The sequence below is a fragment of the Nesterenkonia massiliensis genome (assembly GCF_000455245.1).
GTDB classification, from domain to species: Bacteria; Actinomycetota; Actinomycetes; order Actinomycetales; family Micrococcaceae; genus Nesterenkonia; species Nesterenkonia rhizosphaerae.
Map to the genome: position 1 here is coordinate 1 of NZ_HG005178.1, position 14,498 is coordinate 14,498.

Below are 14,498 nucleotides of genomic sequence, written 5' to 3' on the forward strand. Positions count from 1 at the left end.
AAAAATTTAATAGAGATAAAAACAATGTGACTCACTAATATCCAACCCTGCCGGAAAAACAGAGCCTCACAGGATAAGAGCGATATTCACAAGGTTTTCGATAATCCATGGCTATGCTGCGATCTCCTGTCACGGGGGTGACAGTGTCGCAACTAACCAATTTAATAAATCGGTATCAAAAAACTTGGCACACTATTGAGTTCTCAAACAACAAGCGCTTTCGACACCATCAGTTCTTTTAGAACTGAATCGCTCCGAAGCAACTATTTAAGCTTACCTGGTCCGTTTCGCGTTGTCAACTCCGCTTTTCAGTTAAGTTCACGGCGCGTTATCGGTTTAGCTATTCGTTTTCTGTGATTAAAGAATCACTTTGTTGCCCTAAGGCAGCTCGTCTAACTTACCCGATCGTTTTCCTCTTGTCAATCTCACCCTGAGGCGGCTGACTGGGCACGACGGAACCAGATGAAGTTTTAAAAGATCAAGCGCGGCGATCCGCCGCTGAAGTCCTCGAGGCTGAACGGTCCGCTTTCTGCTTTTCCGCTCTGCTGGCCTTTCGGCCTGCGCCCTGAGCACGAGAAAGAACTTTACACACGATTCCCGGGGCGTGCAAACCAGATCCGGGGTGACCTCCCTCACCCTCGCGACAGGGCTCCGGGAAACCGTATCTACAGGTCAGACCTTCTTGATCACCGCAAGGTTCTTCTTACCGCGACGGACTACAAGGTACTGGTCATGGAGCCATGCTGAAGCTTCAACAACAGCGTCGCCGTCGTCAACTTTGGTGTTGTTGATGTAAGCCCCGCCCTGCTGAATGGCACGGCGGGCTTCTCCCTTAGAGGGAACCAACTCGGTGGCTGTGAGCACGTTGATTCCGGTGGCAGCTTCGGCGGGCAGCTCTGCAACGGTGACTTCAGCAGCAATGCCGCGCAGTGTAGGTTCATCGATCTCGGTGATCTCACCTTTGCCGAAGAGCGCATCGGAGGCTGCAATGGCTTTGCGAACTGCATCCTCCCCGTGCACCAGAGCGGTGACCTCCCACGCGAGGGTGCGCTGTGCCTCACGCTTGAAGGGCTCTTCTTCCACAGACTTCTGCAGTTGTTCGATGTCCTGGCGGGTGAGGAAGGTGAAGACCTTCAGTCGGTCGATGACATCGCTGTCAGAGGTGTTGAGCCAGAACTGGTAGAAGGAGTACGGCGAGGTGAGCTCTGCATTGATCCAGATCGCATTGCCCTCGGACTTGCCGAACTTGGTGCCGTCAGAGTTGGTGATCAGCGGGGTTCCCAGTGCGTGGACATGTGCGTTCTCCGCCTTGCGGATCAGTTCGGTGCCTGAGGTGAGGTTGCCCCACTGATCAGATCCGCCGAACTGCAGTGTGCAGGCATACTCACGGTGCAGCTGCAGGAAGTCATACCCCTGAAGCAGCTGGTAACTGAACTCGGTGTAGGAGATGCCTTCATCCGAGGCCAGTCGCTTTGCGACGATCTCCTTCTTGATCATGGTGCCTACTCGGAAGTACTTGCCGATATCACGCAGCATCTCCAAAGCGCCCACACCTTGCCACCAGTCCAGGTTATTGACCATGCGGGCAGCATTGTCTCCTTCGAAGGAGATGTAGTGCTTGACCTGATCCTGCAGTGCCTTGACCCAGCCGGCGACAACATCCGGGGTATTCAGAACGCGCTCCCCGGTCTGCCGGGGATCGCCGATGAGCCCCGTGGCACCTCCGACCAGACCCAGGGGCCGGTGTCCGGCCAGCTGGATGCGGCGCATGGTCAGCAGCTGGACCAAATGTCCAAGATGCAGCGACGATGCGGTCGGGTCGAATCCGCAGTAATAGGTGATGGGCTCCCCCGCCAGGGCCTTCTCCAGCGCCTCCTCGTCAGTGGAGACGTGGACGAGACCGCGCCACTTCAGCTCCTGGAAGATGTTCTCGAAGCTGGGGTCATTGCTCTGCTTGTCCAGTGCGGGGTTGCTCTCAGTCACGAGTTGTACGTTAGCACCGCCGTCGTACTAAACGCTGAATCCTGCAGGCAGGTCGCGCGAAGCGAGAACACGCAGCGAATGTGTGGAACGGGTCAGGGCCACATAGAGACTGCCGATCCGCCCGTGAGCCTCCTCAAGCAGTTCCGCCGGCTCAACCAATACCACTGCATCGAACTCCAGCCCCTTGGCCTCTTCTGCGGTCATTGCCACAATGTCCTGAGTCATCGAGCCCGCGCCGCGACCAACACGTTGCCCATAGGCACTGATGAGCCCCTCACGAGTGGACTCCAGCAGGCGGGCCGGGGCTATCACGGCCACCAGGCCCTCGCCGATACGCTCATGCTCGGCGGCGACACCGGTGACTGCGGCGTGGATCAGCTCCTGTGCGTCAACCCGCTCAATGATGGGTTCGAAGTCGCCCTCGCGCACCGTTCGCAGTGACGTCACCTCCAGCCCATTGGCTGCCGCGACGCGTTCGGCCAGTTCCACCATGATGCGCGGGGTGCGGTAGTTCACCGTCAGCTCTTCGATCCGGAGCCGGTCGTCGATGAACGGTGCGAAGGCCTCGCGCCAGTCGGTGGACGCCGAGGGAGAAGACCCCTGAGCGATATCCCCCACCGCCGTCACAGACTTCAGCGGGACTCTCCGGAAGAGCACATGCCACTGCATGGGGGAGAGTTCCTGTGCCTCGTCCACCACAACGTGACCATAGGTCCAGGTGCGGTCCACCCCCTGCGCGCTCGGCCGCCGACATGCTCGGACCGGAGTCAGCATTGAGCGCTGCGACATCTTCTGCACTGAGGAAACCTTCAATGCCCATCTCCGCCATCTGCGGAGTGACGTTCTCCACCGCTTTGCGTGCGTTCTCCAGGTCCTTCTCGCGCGCGGCCTTCTGCCGGGCTTCTTCGCGTCCGGCAGATTCATCCAGTTCACCGAGCAGTTCGGCTGCTTCATCCAGCAAAGGCGCGTCGGCCACAGTAAAGGCGGTCCCTGGGGAGCGCTGCAGCAGACGCTGTTCCTGGGCTGTGAGCTGCGGAGCCACCGCCGCCAGATACTTCGGCTTGGAGAACAGATCCTCTAACAGGTTCTGCGGGGTCCGCGGCAGCCAGCACAGGTTCAGCAGCACGCGTACCTCGCGGGAGCTGCGGACTTCTTCCACCAGGTAGCTGCGGTCGGCCCCGTTGCCAGCGGAGCGTTTCTCAAGAATCCGCTCAAGCTTCTCCGCGATCTCCTTGACCACCACTTTCACGAAGGTGGTCCGCGCTTCGTTATACGGCTTGCCGGTGGCACGCGCGCGCTCTAGCCCGCGGCGGATCATCTTGGGCGTCACAGTCACCTCAACGCCCTCTACAGTGACGATGCGCGGTTCCGGGATATTCCGCTGCCGGGCGCGCACCGCGGAGGCGATGATGTCTACCCAGTCGAGGCGGCCCTTGATCTGAGCCACCTGCGGATCGGTTTCCTCCACACCACGAACACCCGGGTAGAGATCTGCCAGCGAGGACATCACCACGCCGGTCTCGCCAAGTGAAGGCAGCACCCGTTCGATATAGGACATGAAGGTGGAGTTGGGGCCCACAATCAGCACCCCGGCAGATTTCAACCGGTCGCGGTGAGCGTAGAGGAGGTAGGCGGCTCGGTGCAGGGCAACAGCGGTCTTTCCGGTGCCGGGGCCGCCCTGGACAACAAGCACGCCGGAGCGATCAGCACGGATGATCCGGTCCTGCTCGGCCTGAATGGTCGCGACAATATCGCCCATCTGTCCGGTGCGGCGGGCCTTCAAGGCCGCCAGCAGTGCGCCATCACCATGGTTCTCCGTGGACTCTTCGAGCACCGAGGTGTCCAGTACCTCATCCTCAAGACCCTGCACCTCACGGCGCTTGAGCAGCAGATGACGACGACGACGCACGCCTTGGCGATCAAAAGCGGTGGCCTGGTAGAAGACACCGGCCTCCGGGGCTCGCCAGTCGAGCATGAGGCGCTGCCGGCCTTCACTGGTCAGACCGATACGGCCGATGTACCGGCATTCACCGGAGTCGAGATCAAGACGACCGAAGACTAGTCGGTCATCCACAGCATTGAGCTGAGCCAGCCGGTCCTCATACATGGTGGCGAAGGCATCACGCTCGGACTGGTTCTGCATGGTTCCCACCGCCCCGGTGCGGCGCACCTTGGCCAGCTGGGCCTGCTTCTCCTCCCGGAGGTCATCGAGCCTCTGATACAGGAGGCCCACATACTCGCGCTCCTCCTCCAGTCCGGCGTCAAGCGGAGGCAGAGCGACGTCGCGCTCCTGCGTGGGCCCTTGTCCGCTGCCGCGGACAGAGTGGGTGGTGGTCTGCTGTGCCGTCACGGCGGCCGGGGTGTTCGTGTCACTCATCAAGCAGTGCAGCTCTCAGTCGCGAATAAGATGACCACCAATCTTACAGCTGTGCCGGTGAACGGGAGGTAACACGCCAGTACGCGCGCCGCTCAGCCCGCGGTGATGTCCGGGACGTTCTTCCCCGGACGGTACGCCGAGACCGAACGCTCACCATCCAGCCAGAATCTCCACGGGAACGCCATGCTTCCGCCCACACCGGAGACGCCCACCCGCGGACCTGATCGGACCGTGGAGGCATCCACCGGCGAGGACGGCGGAGCAAGATGGAAGCTGACCTCCCGGTTCGGAGGTGAGAGTTCGACGTCGCCCGCCTCAGAGATCTCCAGCGCAGAGCCGTCCATGGGCAGCGTCACCCCCAGCCCCTGTCCCAGTCGGCCGGGCCCTGAGAGGAGCTTCGCGCCGGTGTCCCTGCCGCCCCGGCGAGCCACCGCGAGCTCCCGCCCGTCCATCACCTCTGCGGCTCGCAGCAGCACTCCCCCGGCACCGGCAGCATTGGCCACCAGATTCAGGCAGCAGTGGATCCCGTAGGAGAGATAGACGTAGGTGCGGCGCGGAGGTCCGAACAGCGACGCATTGCGCGCCGTGCGGCCCGTGTAGCTGTGCGCACCGGGATCCTCGCCCTGATCTCCGTAGGCCTCCACCTCAGTGAGCCTCACCCGGAGGGGCCCCCGAGCGGTGGTCACCGTCAGTTCGCAGCCCAGCAGGTGCGGAGCGAGCTCCGCGGCATGGGCGTCAAAGAGACTGTGCAGATCTGAGGCGGAGGTGGCGGGAGGCTGTTTCATCACGGTGTCCCATCATGGCAGAGGGGGCCCGGCATGACAGAAGCGTCCCCCTGCGGCAGAAGCACATCAGGTCCACACGAAGTTCCAGGCGCCCGCCGCCATGGCGGCGCCCACAGCAGCTGCGGCGATGAAAGCGCCCACCAGGATCACCGGAGCATCCGCCGCCGTGAAGCCTGCGGGCCGGGCCCAGGTGCGCGGCCCCGCCCCGAAACCGCGGGACTCCATGGTGACGGCGAGGCGGGTCGCCATCCGAATGGCCTGCACCAGCAGGCCGAACGCCTGAGACAGTGTGGCACGCAGTCTGCCGCCGGCACCCCCGCGAGCGCCCAGACCCCGGGCGCGCCGAGCATGCCCCAGCGTGGTCCAGTGCTGCGCCAGCAGACCCAGCAGCCGCATCGCCGCCAGAGCGCCGAGCACGAATCGGGACGGCAGCCGCAGCTGCTGCGCCAGAGAGTCGGCCAGATCCGTGGGATCCGTGGTGGAGAAGACGATCACCGAGGGCAGCACGATCGCGAAAGCACGAGTGCCCAGCGCCGCACCCAAGGCCAGGGATCCCTCGCTCACGGTGGTGAAGCCGAGGTCCAGCAGCACCCGCCCCGACTCATCTCCGGCGATCGCGGTCCCCCAGACCGCCACCACCGCGCCCACGGCGAAGGGCCAGATGCGCCCCAAGAAGGTGCTGATCCTGATGCCCGCCGCCGGCAGCAGCAGGAAGCTGGCAAGGATCACGACGGCGGAGCTGACCCAGTCGATCGTCATCACCAGCGCACAGGTCACCAGCACCAGAGCGATCAGCTTCGCCAGGGCGTTGCGCCGCCCCAGCCATGACTGGTCCTTGGCTCCGCGCAGCATCGGCAGTCCGCCGTCCTCACCAGCCGCCGAAGGCTGAGCCTGAACAGCTGGAGCCTCCGGCGCCCGAAGAGCCCCAGTCGCCTCCTCGCCGCTCTCCTGCGCCCCGGCCGGCCGCGACGAAGGAGCGCCGGAATCCGCGCCGCACCCAGAGCCGCTCAGCGAGCCGACGTCGTGCTCTGTGGCGTTCAGTGCGCGGAGAAAAGCCTCATCATGAGTCACCGCGCACAATGATCCGCCGGAGTCCAGATGCTCACGCAGCAGCGCGATCAGCTCCGCGAACGTCCGCGCATCCTGCCCGAACGTGGGCTCATCCAGCAGCAGAAGCGAGGGACCGGCAGCCAGGGCGGTGCCCACTGACAGCCGGCGCTTCTCCCCGCCCGAGAGCGTGAACGGGTTGGCCTGCGACAGCTGCTCCAGGTTCAGCCGCCGCAGCAGATCCGCCACCCGCTGCTCCACCTGCTCCGGGGTGAACAGCGGCTCACCAGAGCCCGGCCGCACAGCCTGGCGGGCGCTCAGCGCCAGCTCCTGAGCCACAGTGCTGGCGACGAACTGGTGCTCCGGCTCCTGGAAGACCATCCCGATGCGGGCGATCAGCTCCCCCGCCGACCACTGGTGCGGGTCGCTGGAGGCCGCCTCGCCCCTCAGCTGGTCTGAGGCGCACAGCGTCCCCCCGTGGCGAGCGAGAAGGCCCGCGAGGGTGAGCAGCAGCGTGGACTTGCCAGCCCCGTTGCGGCCGGTGATCCCCACCGCCTCCCCGGCACGGACCGTGATGTCCACGCCGCTGAGCACCGGCGCCGGGGCGGCGGCCCGTCGCCAGGACTTCCTAGGCGACACCCGCGAGACCGCCAGCTGCTCACCGCGGAGCAGATCAGCCCTGTGAAGTGAATCAGCCCCGTGCAGCACATCCACGCCGCGCGGCGAGTCCACCTGATCGGCTGCATCGGCTATGCGTGCCGCCGAGCGTGCCGAGAGCCAGCGGTCCCCCACGGCACCGGCGACGTCCGCAGCCTGCTGAAGAGGATCGATGCCGGGAACCCAGAGACCCATCGCCGCAAGCTCCGCGCGCAGCTGCTCATCCTCACCGACCGCCGAGGCCGGCACCCGGCGTGAGACTCCCCCGCCGGGCTGAAGAACAATCAGGGTGTCCACATGCTCGGCCCACACACCCAGCCGGTGCTCGACCACCACAAGAGTGGCCCCTGTGGCATCCGCTGCGGAGATCACCGCGTCACGGATCTGCTCGACACCCTGAGGATCCAGATTCGCAGTGGGCTCGTCCAGCAGAAGCAGGCCCGGCTCCATGGCCAGGATGCCGGCCAGTGCCAGGCGCTGCTTCTGGCCGCCCGAGAGAGCCGCCGTCGGGCGCTCCAGCGGGTACTCGTCCAGCCCCACGGCGGCTGCACAGCGCTTCACGCGCCGCCAGATCTCCTCCCGGGGCACGGCCAGGTTCTCCGCCGCGAAGGCCACTTCGTCACCCAGGCGGCTCAGCACCACCTGGGACTCCGGATCCTGCTGCACCAGCCCCGCCAGGCCGCGGGCCTCCTCGGGGCTGAGCCCGTTCAGCAGCAGCCTGCCTGATGAGGTGGCGTCCTCCCCGTGCAGCACTCCCGCCAGGCCGTGCAGGAGTGTGGACTTGCCCGCCCCGCTGGGACCGGCCAGCAGCACCTTCTCACCGGGCCGGATATGCAGGTCCAGCTCAGAGACCGCAGGAGCGTCGCGGTCAGCGTGCTGCCACGTCCACCGGTGCGCGTGAACTTCTGTTCCGGAGCGCGCGGCAGGCACACCCTGCTCAGATGCTGAGGCGCCGGCAGACGCCGTCGTCGTGGGTCTGCTCATAGTCTGCTGCCTCCTTGCCCGTCAGGGACGGACGCGGCCGACGCCGAACGCGGACTCCTGGTGCGCCCGGCGAGAGGCCAGCGGCGAGAGCACCGAGGTCGCCGCCAGGCCACGCGTGGCCAGCCACGGCAGCAGGCCCGCGATCACCGCACCCGAAAGGGCGAAGGAGCCGATGTGGATCGCGGTCTCCAGCGGAGCGTAGGCGTACATAGGGATGATCCAGTGATAGGTGACGCCTCCTGCCAGGCCAGCGCCGGCACCGGCCAGCATCGCCACATCCAGGGTGAACCGGCGGTACAGGAACAGCAGGAAGATCAACTCCGCTCCCAGCCCCTGCATGAACCCTGAGGACAGCACAGTCAGACCCCACTGAGAACCCAGCAGAGCAGAGACCGAGGCCGCCACCATCTCGCAGTAGATGGCCGCACCAGGCTTGCGGATGATCAGGGCGCCCAGCGCCGCCGGGAACAGCCACATGCCGTGGACGAGGGTCTCCACCGGCGGGTAGAAGGCGAAGAGGGTGCCCACGAAGTGATAGCTGAGGTTCCACCCCCAGAAAATCACACCGGAGGCGACCGCCAGGGTGGAGGCCACCACAATGTCAGAGACGCTCCAGCGGAACGTGCGGGCACGCTGCGGGTAGCGTGCAGCAGTGGCGGGTGCGGAAACAGATGCGCCAGCAGGGCGCGCAGAATCATGAGTCATATGCTCGACTTCCTTCGCAGGTTCTAGCCTGGGCAGGTTCGAGGGTCAGGGCCTTGAGCCCACTCTCAGCGACTGCGGATCGGTGCCCAGCACCGTCCAGGGTCGCTCCCCTGTCGTGAGTGTTTTTGCGCCACCGGGTAGGTGACTCACAGCAGAGTAGCACAGGCGCGCTGACCTACGACTCGGCAGTCAGCTCGGCATACTCAGCGGCGAAGCCAGCCACCTCATTCACATACTCAGCCGACTGGTTATAGGCCAGAACTGCCTGCACCCAGCCCTCATCACTGCGCAGATCTCCGCCGCGCTGACAGAGATAGGCTGCCGCGGTGAGAGCGGCGTCGTCGTACTGCTGCGGGTTGCGTTCGCCATCGCGGTTGCCGTCCTGGGCGTAGAGCCGCCAGGTGCTGGGGATGAACTGCATAGGCCCGACGGCGCGGTCGTACTCGGTGTCACCGTCAAGCTCACCGCCGTCAGTATCCGGGATTTCCATCACCCCGGGGCTGCCGTCCAGAGCAATGCCGATGATGGTGGGTTCGACGACGCCGTTCGCACCGATCTCAGAGCCCCCATAACGGCCGTGGTGTGATTCCACCCGTCCGATGCCGGCCAGGGTGTTCCAACCGATGCCGCAGTCGGGATGAGTCTCCTGGGCTCGCAGCGCCGCACCGGCATAGGCTTCCAGCGCGCGTTCGGGAATGCCGGTGGCCTCCGCTGCCTGAAGCACCCAGTCGGGGTCTGCCATGTCCGCAATCGACCCCGCTGCCACAGGCTCTCCCGGCGGCACCGCAGAGGTGTCCTGGTGCTCCGGGTTGCGCGGTGGCAGTGCTTGGCCAGGCTCGTCTGGATACTCCTGCTCGGCAGTCCTGTGCCCTGACTGATCAGGATTCTGGCCACCGGGCTGAACCAGGATGATGAGGACGACGACGGCGCTGAGCACCGCCACGATCAGCACCGGAGTCATCCGCCAGAGTCTGCGCAGCCTGGCCAGGGGTGTCAGCTGTGCCGGCGATGCTGTCCCGGTCTTCTTCCGTCGAGTTCTCTGCGCTGCTGCTGGCCGTGGGCCGGTTCGTCTGCTGGTGCTGATGCTCAGCCCTCAGTGGGCGCAGGTGCCAGGGTGGAGCCCATCTCTTCCAACGCTGCGCGGAAGTCGGCTGCTTTCTGCTGTGCTGCCTGCAGCTGTTCAGCCACCCGCACCGGGGCTGTCCCACCGACTGCATCACGGGAGGCCAACGATCCTTCCACGGTCAGGACTTCCCTGACAGCCGGGGTCAGTGCGGGGTGGATCGCGGCGAGTTCCTGATCGGTGAGCTCATGAAGTTCCTTGACTGGGCTGTGCTGCTCGCAGGCTCTGACACATTCCCCGGCCACTTCGTGCGCCACCCGGAACGGCACTCCCTGGCGCACCAGCCATTCGGCGATATCGGTGGCCAGCGAGAATCCCTGCGGGGCCAGCTCGGCAAGGCGCTGCGGGTGGAAGGTGAGGGTGGAGATCATTCCGGAGACCGCCGGCAGCAGCAGCTGAAGGGTGTCTACGGCGTCGAAGACTGGTTCTTTGTCTTCCTGCAGGTCACGGTTATAAGCCAGCGGAAGGGCTTTCAGCGTAGCCAACAAGCCGGTGAGATCACCGATGAGACGTCCGGCTTTGCCGCGTGCAAGTTCAGCGATGTCCGGGTTCTTCTTCTGCGGCATGATCGAGCTGCCAGTGGAGTAGGCGTCGTCGAGGGTGACAAAGCCGAACTCCTTGGTGGCCCAGATGATCACCTCTTCGCTGATGCGGCTGAGGTTCACACCGATCATGGCCGTCACCCAGGAGAACTCCGCGACTAAGTCCCGGGATGCGGTGCCGTCGATGGAGTTCTCTACCGGGCCGTTGAAGCCAAGCTCCTGAGCCACCTGCGCGGGGTCCAACCCGAGGGAGGAGCCTGCCAGGGCGCCCGAGCCGTAGGCGGAGTAGGCCATCCTGCGGTCCAGATCCCGCAGCCGGTCCACATCGCGCAGCAGCGGCCAGGCGTGTGCCAGCAGATGGTGGGCCAGCAATACCGGCTGTGCATGCTGCAGATGGGTGCGTCCGGGCATAGGCGCTTCGGGGTGCTTCTGCGCCTGGGCAGTCAGTGCTTCGACCACATCCAGGACCCCGGCGGCGATCCGTCGGGACTCATCTCGCAGGTACATGCGCACCATCGTGGCGATCTGGTCATTGCGGGAACGCCCGGCTCGCAGCTTTCCACCGAGCTCGGTGCCGGCACGCTCCAGCAGTCCGCGCTCCAGGGCGCCATGGACGTCCTCATCGGATTCAGCGGGCTGGAACCGGCCAGCGACGACGTCGGCCTCCAGCTCAGTCAGCGCTGAGAGCATTCCGTCCAGCTCATCCTGAGTCAGCAGACCTGCCCGGTGCAGGACCCGGGCATGTGCCTTGGATCCGGCGATGTCGTAGCGGGCGAGCTTCCAGTCAAAATGCGTGGATTTGCTCAGCGCCGCCATTACATCGGCCGGACCCGTTGCGAACCGTCCGCCCCATAGTGAGCCTGCATTGGTGCCGGTGCGCTTTTCGCTCATCATCCTGCTTCCCCTTGTCCGTGATTCCGCTTCGCCAGCATAGCTGTGGGGCAGGCTCTGCTGAGCCCACCCCACACCAGTTCGAGTCAGTCCTAGTTACTTCTGGACGCCTGCCCCGGAGAGGTCGGGTTTGCCATAGAGACGCTCCTCGCGCTGCGAGGCCGTCTTGGCAGAGAGCCCGTAGATATCGATGAAGCCACGTGCGCTGGACTGGTCGAAGGTGTCACCAGTGTCATAGGTGGCGAGGTTGAAGTCATACAGCGACGTCTCTGAGCGACGTCCCAGGACAGTGGCCCGGCCGCCGTGCAGCTCCAGGCGAATATCGCCGGAGACGTACTTCTGAGTCTCGTCGATGAAGACATCGAGGTTCTTCTTCAACGGAGAGAACCACTGGCCGTCGTAGACCAGCTCGGTCCAACGCTGGTCCACGGTCTTCTTGAATCGGGCCTGCTCGCGCTCCAGGGTGATGTTCTCCAGCTCGCGGTGGGCAGCCATCAGCGCCATCGCACCGGGAGCTTCGTAGACCTCGCGGGACTTGATGCCCACCAGGCGGTCCTCCACGATGTCGATTCGGCCCACACCCTGGGCACCGGCACGGCGGTTGAGCTGCTCAATAACCTGCAGGGCAGTCAGGGTCTCACCATCCAGGGCTACGGGAACACCCTGGTCGAAGGTAATGGTCACCACGTCAGGCGCCGGTGGGAATGCTGGGTCTTCGGTGTAGTCGTAGACGTCCTTGGTGGGGCTGTTCCAGATGTCCTCGAGGAAGCCGGTCTCCACGGCGCGGCCCCAGACGTTCTGGTCGATGCTGAAGGGGTTCTTCTTGGTGGTCTCGATCGGCAGATTGTGCTTTTCGGCGTATTCGATGGCCTTATCGCGGGTCAGTGCCAGGTCACGAACGGGCGCGATGCACTTCAGCTCCGGGCCCAGAGTCTGGATGGAGACTTCGAAGCGGACCTGGTCATTGCCCTTGCCGGTGCAGCCGTGGGCTACGGTCGTAGCGCCGAACTGCTGAGCCGCGGCCACCAGGTGCTTGGAGATCACTGGGCGAGAGATCGCCGAGACCAGAGGGTAGGAGTCCATGTAGAGACCGTTGGCCTTCAGCGTCGGCATGCAGTACTGCTCGGCGAATTCATCACGGGCATCAGCCACGTAGGCTTCTACGGCACCGCAATCCAGGGCGCGCTGGCGCACAGTCTCCAGGGACTCACCGCCCTGCCCGACGTCGACGGCAACGGCGATCACTTCAGCGCCGGTAGCCTCGGCGATCCAACCGATGGCTACTGAGGTGTCGAGGCCTCCGGAGTAGGCCAGAACAATGCGATCAGTCACGTGGGGCTCCTTGTTATGCGAGGTACAGGTCGGCTCACCGAGAAGTCTACATAAATATTCACTGTATTGCATAATCACGCACTAGGCCCATTCCCGACCATGCATGCAAGGCCGATAAGCTTGCTCCATGGCAGATACCAACGACGCCGACCAGGTCCCCGAACTGACTGACGAGCAGCTGGAGTTCCTGAACTCCATGTTCGATCTTGCGCGCGCCGGCAAGACTGAAGAACTGCTGGGCCTCATTGACCAGGGGATCCCGGTGAATCTGACCAATTCCAAGGGCGATTCCCTGCTGATTCTGGCCGCGTATAACGATCACGCAGATCTAGTAGCGGGCCTGCTGCAGCGTGGCGCCGACGTCGATCGAGTCAATGACCGCGGCCAAACCGCGGTCTCCTGCGCAGTGTTTCGGCAGAACGAAGAGATCGCCACAAGCCTGCTGGAAGCTGGTGCTGATGTACATCTCGGCACCCAGAATCCCTATGCTGTGGCGCAGATGTTCGGCCTGGACAAGATGTACCAGCTGCTGGATCAGCACACTCCTGGTGCAGATACCTCTACTGGCTGACACCACGGGTTCAGCGCGCCTACGTGGTGCCTCACTGTCAAGTCCCCGGGAAATGATCCCTCGTGCCTCACGTAAAAGTCCCCGCGTAATCGATGACCCCGGGGGTTAGGCCGCACGGGCTCGGCGTTGGTCGATCTTGATCCATTCAGCCTCGGGCATCGCCGCAGCGGCCTTAGCTTCGAGCTCGCGCTCCAGTCGGCGGGTCGGGGCCGCGGCCAGGCTGGTCAGTCGCTGCTGGATCGTGCTGATCCGGCGGGCGAGTTCCACGACGTTCAGCGAGGCTTTATAGGCAGCCAGCTCAGCCTCTTGGGCCTGATTGAGGACCCCAGCATCCAGCAGTCGGTAGTAGGGGCTGCGGGGCTTGTCATAGACCCTGCGTCGCCGGCCCACACTGTCGGTGGTGTATCCAACCGGCTTCTTGGTGGGGGTGAAGTAGTTCAGCCGGTCACAGACCAGCGGCCACAGCTGATTCAGCAGTTCCCGCTGGTGGGGTGTGTCGTAGCGGTAGTAGAACCCGTAGCGGCGGACCAGATGGTTGTTCTTCGACTCGATCGTGGCCTGGTCGTTCTTCTGATACGGCCTGGACCGGGTATAGAAGATCTTCTTCTCGACTGACCAGCCGAGGACTTCGTGGTTGATGAACTCGGACCCGTTATCGGAGTCGATGCCGGTGACCATAAACGGCACCGCCTCCACGAACTGGTCGAAGGCGGCGACGATGTTGACCATCGCGTTGTTGCGTACCGCGGTGGTGAACACCCATCCGGTGTGCATATCGGTGAAGTTCACTGTTCGGGCGAACTCACCCTTCAGCGAGGGGCCGCAGTGGGCGACAGTGTCGACTTCGAAGAACCCCGGTTCTGCTTCGACCTCATCACCTGCTTTACGCACACTCAGCGAGTTCCGCAACAGCGCCCCCGGCTTGGTGGTGCTCTTGCCCCGGATAGGGTCCCGGGCTTTGACCGGTGCTAGGTGGCGGTCGATTGTTGCTGCTGACATCTTCAGCAGCTCGGCACGCACCGACCGGCTGTACCGGTCTTGCCCGGGGACCAGGTCGCTTGCTGCTTCCATGGCATCAAGCCAGTCGGCCATCGAGGCGGCCAGGTATTTGCCGCAGATGCCCCCGGCCACCGCCCAGACATGCTGGAGGACCTTCAAAGCGTCATAGGAATACCTGGAACCGGGGTTCTTCCGCCGATCCAGAACCGCCACCGTCGCCTGAGCGCGGCCCTTAGGCTGGGCCATCCTCCGGCGTAGCTGCTGACGAGCATGATCCCGGTTCCACCCGGTCACCTCGACCAACTGGTCCAGGATCCTGGACTTAGTCTTCTTCGAAGCAGCCTCGTAGGCAGCAGCGTATTTCTTGGTGATCTCGACCCTGGTGGCCAACGAGACATCCTTATCTGGCATACCCCATCGTCGCCGAACCCATCCCGGTTCCCGGGGACTTTTCTATGAGGCACGGCCCCTGACTACGCGGGGACTTTCCATGAGTCTCGTC

At 64.0% G+C, this 14,498-nt stretch carries 9 protein-coding genes and 1 pseudogene; 1 reads left to right on the forward strand and 9 read right to left on the reverse strand.

Annotated features, from left to right (window positions below; all coding sequences use genetic code 11):
* Positions 1 to 672: 672 nt before the first annotated feature.
* From tyrS to TX78_RS12255, 8 genes and pseudogenes are all read right to left on the reverse strand, one after another.
* Positions 673 to 1,983: a tyrosine--tRNA ligase gene (gene tyrS, locus TX78_RS12220; protein WP_044496612.1), complete on the reverse strand. Its 1,311-nt coding sequence runs from the start codon at positions 1,981 to 1,983 to the stop codon at positions 673 to 675.
* 27 nt (positions 1,984 to 2,010) lie between these two features.
* Positions 2,011 to 4,360, reverse strand: a pseudogene (locus TX78_RS12225) (HelD family protein).
* Between the two features lie 92 nt (positions 4,361 to 4,452).
* Positions 4,453 to 5,145: a DNA-3-methyladenine glycosylase gene (locus TX78_RS12230; RefSeq protein WP_044496614.1), complete on the reverse strand. Its 693-nt coding sequence runs from the start codon at positions 5,143 to 5,145 to the stop codon at positions 4,453 to 4,455.
* A gap of 66 nt (positions 5,146 to 5,211) precedes the next feature.
* Complete coding sequence (locus tag TX78_RS14555; RefSeq protein ID WP_044496620.1) at positions 5,212 to 7,833, reverse strand: ATP-binding cassette domain-containing protein; 2,622 nt, start codon at positions 7,831 to 7,833, stop codon at positions 5,212 to 5,214.
* Between the two features lie 21 nt (positions 7,834 to 7,854).
* Positions 7,855 to 8,538, reverse strand: a complete 684-nt coding sequence (locus TX78_RS12240) for an ECF transporter S component (protein ID WP_081652802.1) — start codon at positions 8,536 to 8,538, stop codon at positions 7,855 to 7,857.
* 175 nt (positions 8,539 to 8,713) lie between these two features.
* The gene (locus TX78_RS12245; RefSeq protein ID WP_081652803.1) at positions 8,714 to 9,499 is read right to left on the reverse strand and encodes a lytic transglycosylase domain-containing protein; all 786 of its coding nucleotides are present in this window, start codon (positions 9,497 to 9,499) and stop codon (positions 8,714 to 8,716) included.
* Between the two features lie 125 nt (positions 9,500 to 9,624).
* Positions 9,625 to 11,094 carry an argininosuccinate lyase gene (gene argH / locus TX78_RS12250; protein WP_044496623.1) on the reverse strand — a complete coding sequence of 490 codons (1,470 nt, stop codon included), beginning with the start codon at positions 11,092 to 11,094 and terminating at the stop codon, positions 9,625 to 9,627.
* A gap of 96 nt (positions 11,095 to 11,190) precedes the next feature.
* Entirely contained in the window at positions 11,191 to 12,426 is a 1,236-nt protein-coding gene (locus tag TX78_RS12255; RefSeq protein ID WP_044496624.1) for an argininosuccinate synthase, read from the reverse strand.
* Positions 12,427 to 12,553: 127 nt separating this feature from the next.
* Between TX78_RS12255 and TX78_RS12260 the strand changes: the two genes are divergently transcribed.
* The gene (locus TX78_RS12260) at positions 12,554 to 12,997 is read left to right on the forward strand and encodes an ankyrin repeat domain-containing protein (RefSeq protein WP_044496626.1); all 444 of its coding nucleotides are present in this window, start codon (positions 12,554 to 12,556) and stop codon (positions 12,995 to 12,997) included.
* Positions 12,998 to 13,102: 105 nt separating this feature from the next.
* Here TX78_RS12260 and TX78_RS12265 read toward each other — a convergent pair whose 3' ends face one another.
* Complete coding sequence (locus tag TX78_RS12265; RefSeq protein ID WP_044496627.1) at positions 13,103 to 14,407, reverse strand: integrase catalytic domain-containing protein; 1,305 nt, start codon at positions 14,405 to 14,407, stop codon at positions 13,103 to 13,105.
* Between the last annotated feature and the right edge of the window lie 91 nt (positions 14,408 to 14,498).

Bases quoted from the DNA above. Each gene is read 5' to 3' on its own strand.
- TX78_RS12230 (WP_044496614.1), bottom strand. From the start codon at position 5,145: ATGAAACAGCCTCCCGCCACCTCCGCCTCAGATCTGCACAGTCTCTTT.
- TX78_RS14555 (WP_044496620.1), bottom strand. From the start codon at position 7,833: ATGAGCAGACCCACGACGACGGCGTCTGCCGGCGCCTCAGCATCTGAG.
- TX78_RS12240 (WP_081652802.1), bottom strand. From the start codon at position 8,538: ATGACTCATGATTCTGCGCGCCCTGCTGGCGCATCTGTTTCCGCACCC.
- TX78_RS12245 (WP_081652803.1), bottom strand. From the start codon at position 9,499: ATGACTCCGGTGCTGATCGTGGCGGTGCTCAGCGCCGTCGTCGTCCTC.
- argH (WP_044496623.1), bottom strand. From the start codon at position 11,094: ATGAGCGAAAAGCGCACCGGCACCAATGCAGGCTCACTATGGGGCGGA.
- TX78_RS12260 (WP_044496626.1), top strand. From the start codon at position 12,554: ATGGCAGATACCAACGACGCCGACCAGGTCCCCGAACTGACTGACGAG.
- TX78_RS12265 (WP_044496627.1), bottom strand. From the start codon at position 14,407: ATGCCAGATAAGGATGTCTCGTTGGCCACCAGGGTCGAGATCACCAAG.